Below are 6,000 nucleotides of genomic sequence, written 5' to 3'. Positions count from 1 at the left end.
GGCTCAACCACGCCGGATACCTCTGGGCCTTCGCCGCTCCGAACGGATCCCCCGGGGCCAAGGCCCACTACCGCCGCCGTCGCGACGAGCACGGAGACTGGAACGCCGCCGCCCGGAGGAACCTGTTCAACCGAATGCTCGGCCAGCTCTACCACTGCCTGCAGAAGCACAAGTTGTTCGACGAAGGCACCGTGTTCCCCATCGAACTCGCGGCTGCCGCTTGACACCTTGGCAACGTGAGGTGTCTGGCGGGTCCTCACCAAGCTGCGCACCGACCCGCCCGCGCCACATACCTTCTGCGCGCCCTGCTTGTCTTGACGAACCTCGAATTGTCTTGACGAACCTCGAAGTCACCCGCTGAAGATCGCCTACCTCACCTGCGCCGTCGGCGGCGGTGGCGTGAGGGAGTCTCGCTGCTGGTCTCGCCAGGTGCGACACGCCGCAAGACGAGCCTCAACCCATGGATCGCTCTCGAGCACGGGAGGCAACTTGGTCTCCTCATCAAGCACGGATCCCGCCAACTGTTGCGCCGTAAGGCCGGTGGTGTCCCTCACATCTGCTCCACTGAGGTCAGCGCCGAGCAGCGTCGCCTCGCTGAGCAGGGCGCCACGCAGATCGGCTCTGGCCATGAGTGCTTGGTCGAGGCATGCTCTCGCGAGGCATGCGTGACGCAGGTCGGCGCTGGTAAGGATGGCACCACTGAGCTCGGCACCCCGCAGATCAGCGCGGCAGAGGTCCGCCCACGTCAGCAGCGCCCGGGAAAGACGGGGTGGAGCAGGGAAGTCGAAGCTGCGGAGCGACAATCCGACAAGCTGCGTAGATCGAAGGTCGACCCGGCGGGCTTCCTCCCGCTCGGGTCGGCGGGCGAGAACCTCTACAGCCGCCCTGATGTCGGCGGAGGGCTCTGTCCCCCACTCGGGTACTGGGCGCGATGTTCTGGCTTCGTCTGAACCGGTCGGCACAGGGGGATCGGTCCTCCGCACCTTTTCACGGATGAATGCGGACAAGACGCTCACCGCTGTGGCGTGTTCCTGAGGTGACTCCGCCATGACGTGCTCCAGGCCGTATATACCGCCCAGCCGTTCTTCGAGCTTGTCGGACGCCAACTGTCCGACAGCCCTGCTGAACCGTTCGGTCACCTGCCCACGCCGCGACAGCTGATAGGTGCGAGCGGTGTATCCCAGTCCGAACAGTACGGACGCCCCAGCGAACCCGGCCAGCACCGTCTGGCGCACAGCATTCAGCGCGTCGGCCCGGTCTTTGCCATGAAGATCTCCAACCGTGTCACCAGCCACCCACCACGACAGGGGTCCCAGAACTACGAAGATGCCCACGACAACGACAGCCGTCCCCACTGCCAGCCCGAGGGCCGCCCGGTGACGACGTATCAGGCGAACCGAGTGTGATCCGATCCTTGCGAGAGGGCAATTGGCCATGGGGCCTATTCCACCGCACGAAGCCCTGCCAGACGTTGCGTCTTCAGGTTGGCGGAGGTTCGCTCTTGGTCATTGCTCCCTGTGTCCGGCGCGATGGCCTTGCCGGCAGTGCTGCGCGCACGGTCGCAGGCTCACATCGCGATGCGGGGTCAGCCGGGCAGCTCGGTGTGCAGCCGGATCGTGGTGCCCTCTTGGGGGGTGGAGCGGATCTCGACGAGGTCGCACATCTGGTGCACCAGCCACAGTCCTCGTCCGCCGATCTGCGTGCGGGTGGGTCTGGTGCGGCCGGCGAGGGGATCGCTGATGTAGCCGGCGTCGCGGAACTCGCACACCAGGCGATGGTCCTCCCTCCAGGTGCGCAGCACGCCCTGGCCGCCGCCGTGGCGGATGCTGTTGGTGGCGACTTCGGTGGCGGCCAGGTGCAGCTCGCGCAGCCGCCGGCCGCTCAGGCCGAGCAGTTCGGCGCAGGTGGTGATCTTCTCCCGCAGCGCGGGCAGGTCTCCGCTGGCGTAGGCGAATTCCTCGTACGGGTCGCAGGGGTGGGTCAGCGGGGAGAAGTCGAACGGGGCCTGCGGGTCGAAGCCGGTGCAGGGGGCGCTACGGCCGTCGCTGCGGATCTCGGGGTGGCAGCGGGTCATCTGCTCCAGCGCCGCCTGCTCACCAGCGAGGTCGTAGGGGCACAACAGCCACCAGGCCGGACCATTGACGAACGCCCTGTTCAGCAGCCACTCGTGGTAGCGCAGCTCCTCCACCTCGGCGCGGGAGCGGGCCTGGTCCCAAGGGGACTCGCCGATCCCGCGCACGGGCCGCCCCTGCGCGGCATACTCTGCGATCCACTCCTGCCAGGCTGCGATGAGCCGACCCGGATGGTGCGCCAGCGGGCTGGTGTCGACGTACTGCACCGCGTCGTCGTCGGGGATCTGCGCCCGCAGCAAGGACGCCTTGTCCCCAGGGACGGCCACGACGACGGCCTCGCCGCCGTCGACGGCCTCACGGATGAAGCCCACGGTGCCCTCGAGGAACTCCTGCCGGCCGTGGTAGGGGTACAGCTCGTGCCGGTAGCCCTTGCCCGAGGTTTCGGTGCGGGAAAGGGAGGGAGTCACGGCGCCATCACCACCGGAATCGAAGGGTCTGCGAAGCCCGACAGCTCCCAGGCCAGGCGGACGGTCTCGTTCGTCCCCTCCAGCACCACCTTGCGGTCGGGCAAGCGCCTGGCCGCATCGGCCAGCGCGCTCATCCCCGCGGCGTCGAGAAAGTCCAGACCATGGCACAGCAGGCGCACGGTCGCCGTCTGCTCCAGCAGTGTGCCCAGGACGGCGGCGAAGGCCGGCGCCCCGTCCGCGTCGACAACCCCGCTCACAGTCCAGCCGTCCTTCCCCGTCCGGTACACCTGGAATGCGGGGGATGCCGGACGACTGCCCAGGTGGTGCGGGTGTACGCACCCGGCGTGTTCGGGTGCACCAGCGCCGCCGTCGCCGCGCGGGTAGGCGCACACCACCAGAGCTCCGCTGTCCGCGGCGAACTCCTCCAGATCGAGCTCGCTGCGCAACAACCGCTCCGCGCTGCCCGCGGAACCGTCGCAGGTCGCCTGGTGCAGCACACGCAGCGAACGGTATCCCTCACGCTCGGCGCTGGCGGCCTCACGCCGCACCGCGGAGATCAGAGAGCCGTCCAGCCGCGCGGGATCAAGCACCACCGGCGCGAAGGCAGCACTCGCCCGGGAAGCGGAGCCGATGATCAGCACCTTGTCGCCGAAGAGAGCCCCATCCGCGAGGAACGCACGGCTGCAGTCCACGACGTCATCTGCAACATCCAGCACCTGCAAAACGTGGTCACCGGCCCCGACCTCATCGAGCGTCGCCAACGTGCGTGTGGCTCTCATGCCATCCTCCCCTCGCCCTTCCCAATGCCCACCCTACTGACCAGCACTCACGTGGAACGTTGTGTGCGGTCAGGGGGTGGAAGGGACCGCGCGGCGCAAGGGTTCGAGGTCTCCGTAGAGAGCGGCGTGGAGTGCGGCGGCGAGTTCGCGGGCGCGTTCCTCGCTTTCCACGCCATGTATCAGGAAGTAGACCGGTCCGGCGTAGGCGTCCAGGTCGACCTCGCGGCTGTTAACCAGGCGAGTGATCGCATCCCGGACTGCCTCGTTGACGGCGTCCGCGACCGTGTGGCCGGGACCGGCGGTGAGCGTGTCCGCCTTCACGGTCCACCGCCGGCGTGCTTCGAATTCAATAGCGACGAATACGGCGTTGCGCGCCATCGCGTTGCGGTAGGCGTCGTGGAAGGCATCGGTGCCGGTGCCGGTGGCATCCGGGATCAGGTGGGCGGGGCAAGGAACCGGCATCGGCTGCACGAAGGCAATTGTGCCAAGAGCCGAGATTCAATCGCATCCGCGACCCGCGGGCGCCCGCGGGCACGTCAGACGCCGCCGTCACGCCTCACACGCCCGGTGACGCACCCTTGCGTGGGGCGCGGAACGTCTCGCTGGCGAGGCTGACCCCGGTGGACGGATCAGCACAATCGGTGTGACACTTGCGGCTTCCGGCGCGCTGTAACCGGTGAGCCGTGATCACAGCCGTGCAATGCCCCGCTCCCCCCGTGCGGGGCATTGCGCTCCGGGGCGGGCAGGTGCACTCCCCCGTCGCCTGCCCGCCCCCCTTCCGTAAACGGACGAGACCTGGCAACCAGGGAGCCACGTCGCGCAGCTTGACGTGGTGGTGCTGGGATACGTGGCGCAGCACGCTGAAAGCATGGTCGGGTCACCCAGTGGCAGTGACCCCTTTCGTTGACGTGAAGGCCACCATCGAGACCGTTACGGGAGCAGCCGCTCGCACTGCCCGGCTCGGCGTCGAATCCTCAGCCCGTGACCGCAATCCCTGTCATGGCGGGCTTGTCGCCATCATGGTGAGGTAGACCCCGAATGCCAGGGAGAACGCCGCGGCAGGCGCCATCAGAACGCACGCGTTACGCAAGCGAGCCCTGGAGGTCGCCAGCGCCGCGGGGAGCAGGAGAGGGAAGGCGAGGAAGAGCAGGCGCGGCCTGCTGGTGAAGAAGTGAGCCCCGGCGAGAGCCATCACGATCAGCGTCACGCTGTAGACCAGCAGGGGGAGCGGCTGCCGGTCGAGGAGGCTCAGGACGAACAGGAGCACCGTCCCGGTGACGACGACCGCAGCCGTGTACTGGCCCAACGATCCCTTGGCCAGCATCAGCTGCTTGAGTTTGGCCTCGATGATCCGGGCGATGGCCTCGGTGTAGCGGTCCTGGAAGTCGGGGCCCTCCAGCCTGTCCACGGTCATGGTGTCCATCAGCGCCAGGGCGCTGTCGATCTCGTCCTCGGACACCTCGACCGGCGGCGGGAGCAGCTCGGTCGGATCGCGGATCTCGTCCGGCCAGCGCATCGCGTGCAGGACCAGGACGTCGTCGCGGACCCGCAGCAGGCCTAGTCTCTCCCTGCCGGACCAGGCGTACTTCGCCACCGCCACCTTGCTGGAGCGGCCGAGGGCCTGGACGAGGAGCTTGTACGGCTTGGCCGCGACCTGGCCGGCCGGCTGCAGGTAGTAGCCCTCGGCGATCCGGATCGGGTCGATGAACTCCAAAGGCACGAAGGCGTCGATCTCGATCGCCTTCGCCGTCGGCAGCGGCAGGTTGCTCAGCTCCTCGTCCGTGATCGCGATGACCTGGGTCTTGGTCAGCTCATAGCCCTTGCCGATCTCGGACTGGTCGACCTCACGGTCCTCCAGCTCGCACACCTTCCGGTAGCGCACCCGGCCCATGTCCTGAAGGTGGTACTGATGGAAACGGATCGAGTCGTCCTCCGTCGCGCTGACCACGTTGATCAGCACCGTGACCAAGCCAAACGAGATAGCGCCGCTCCAGATCGTTCGGGGCATGGCGGACCTCCGAAGCAGCCCCGAGCAACAGCAGCCCACGAGCGCCACAGCCCGAACGCATCCACGAAGGCAGCCGGCTCAGCCGAGCGATACGGCGTCCGCCTCTGGTCCACGAGAAGGGCGTTCGGCCTGTTCAGGCGCTGGGATGCGAGGCTTCCTTCAGCTTCCAGCCGCTGCCGCTGCAGCCGTCCTGCAACGGCGGGAACCGATGCCCCTTCACGTCGGTGCTGTACCGGTGGCTTTGCCCGCAGTCGCACTCGTAGATCCCTGAGGCGGGACGATCTCGCCGGGGTGGAAGACCTTGTCGCTGTCGTCGCTCATACGACCTGTGTACGACGCGAGCGGCCACGCGGCGACCGCAGCGCACCGGTCACGTGCGGGAGGGGCTCCGGGGCCGGGCACGGTCCAGGGCCCCTCGTCTGCATACGCGTCCACACGGAGAGGGGATTTGGTACGCGTTGCCATGCCCAACGGGCGGTGGTGCAGAAAGGTCACGCCGTACCCGGTGCCGGGCACGGGAATGTCCACCGGGGCTGTGGGGTCGAACAGCACGTGATGGTGAAGGGGACAGTGTCCCCGGGCCTCATCTAGCGCATGCGGGGACGATCGTTCGGCTGAAGCCCCGCATAGCCTTTCGCCGCGTAGGCGACCGCCCTTCACGATCACACCCCTAG

At 67.8% G+C, this 6,000-nt stretch carries 5 protein-coding genes and 1 pseudogene; 1 reads left to right on the top strand and 5 read right to left on the bottom strand.

Annotated elements, in window-relative coordinates:
• A pseudogene (locus tag AB0950_RS35860) lies at nucleotides 1-224 on the top strand (IS110 family transposase); the annotation flags it as partial.
• Between the two features lie 144 nt (nucleotides 225-368).
• Here AB0950_RS35860 and AB0950_RS35855 read toward each other — a convergent pair.
• The 5 genes from AB0950_RS35855 to AB0950_RS35835 form a co-directional block, all read right to left on the bottom strand.
• The gene (locus AB0950_RS35855; protein WP_366780316.1) at nucleotides 369-1,334 is read right to left on the bottom strand and encodes a pentapeptide repeat-containing protein; all 966 of its coding nucleotides are present in this window, start codon (nucleotides 1,332-1,334) and stop codon (nucleotides 369-371) included.
• Nucleotides 1,335-1,585: 251 nt separating this feature from the next.
• Complete coding sequence (locus AB0950_RS35850; RefSeq protein ID WP_360162813.1) at nucleotides 1,586-2,539, bottom strand: sensor histidine kinase; 954 nt, start codon at nucleotides 2,537-2,539, stop codon at nucleotides 1,586-1,588.
• On the bottom strand, nucleotides 2,536-3,318 hold the full coding sequence (locus AB0950_RS35845) for an MEDS domain-containing protein (RefSeq protein ID WP_360162816.1): 783 nt from the start codon (nucleotides 3,316-3,318) through the stop codon (nucleotides 2,536-2,538). Before AB0950_RS35845 ends, AB0950_RS35850 begins: the two co-directional genes overlap by 4 nt.
• A 69-nt stretch (nucleotides 3,319-3,387) precedes the next feature.
• Nucleotides 3,388-3,780 (bottom strand): hypothetical protein, encoded by a 393-nt coding sequence (locus AB0950_RS35840; protein WP_366780318.1) that lies wholly within the window; start codon nucleotides 3,778-3,780, stop codon nucleotides 3,388-3,390.
• 535 nt (nucleotides 3,781-4,315) lie between these two features.
• Nucleotides 4,316-5,326 carry a Ku protein gene (locus AB0950_RS35835; RefSeq protein WP_366780314.1) on the bottom strand — a complete coding sequence of 337 codons (1,011 nt, stop codon included), beginning with the start codon at nucleotides 5,324-5,326 and terminating at the stop codon, nucleotides 4,316-4,318.
• Nucleotides 5,327-6,000: the final 674 nt, after the last annotated feature.

The sequence above is a fragment of the Streptomyces sp. NPDC007189 genome (genome assembly GCF_040703635.1).
Lineage (GTDB): Bacteria > Actinomycetota > Actinomycetes > Streptomycetales > Streptomycetaceae > Streptomyces.
The sequence above is the reverse complement of the archived record's forward strand: the minus strand, read 5'-3'. Positions and strand labels throughout refer to the sequence as shown.

Excerpts from the sequence above, each read along its gene's own strand:
- AB0950_RS35845 (WP_360162816.1), bottom strand. The coding sequence starts at position 3,318 with ATGAGAGCCACACGCACGTTGGCGACGCTCGATGAGGTCGGGGCCGGT.
- AB0950_RS35840 (WP_366780318.1), bottom strand. The coding sequence starts at position 3,780 with ATGCCGGTTCCTTGCCCCGCCCACCTGATCCCGGATGCCACCGGCACC.
- AB0950_RS35835 (WP_366780314.1), bottom strand. The coding sequence starts at position 5,326 with ATGCCCCGAACGATCTGGAGCGGCGCTATCTCGTTTGGCTTGGTCACG.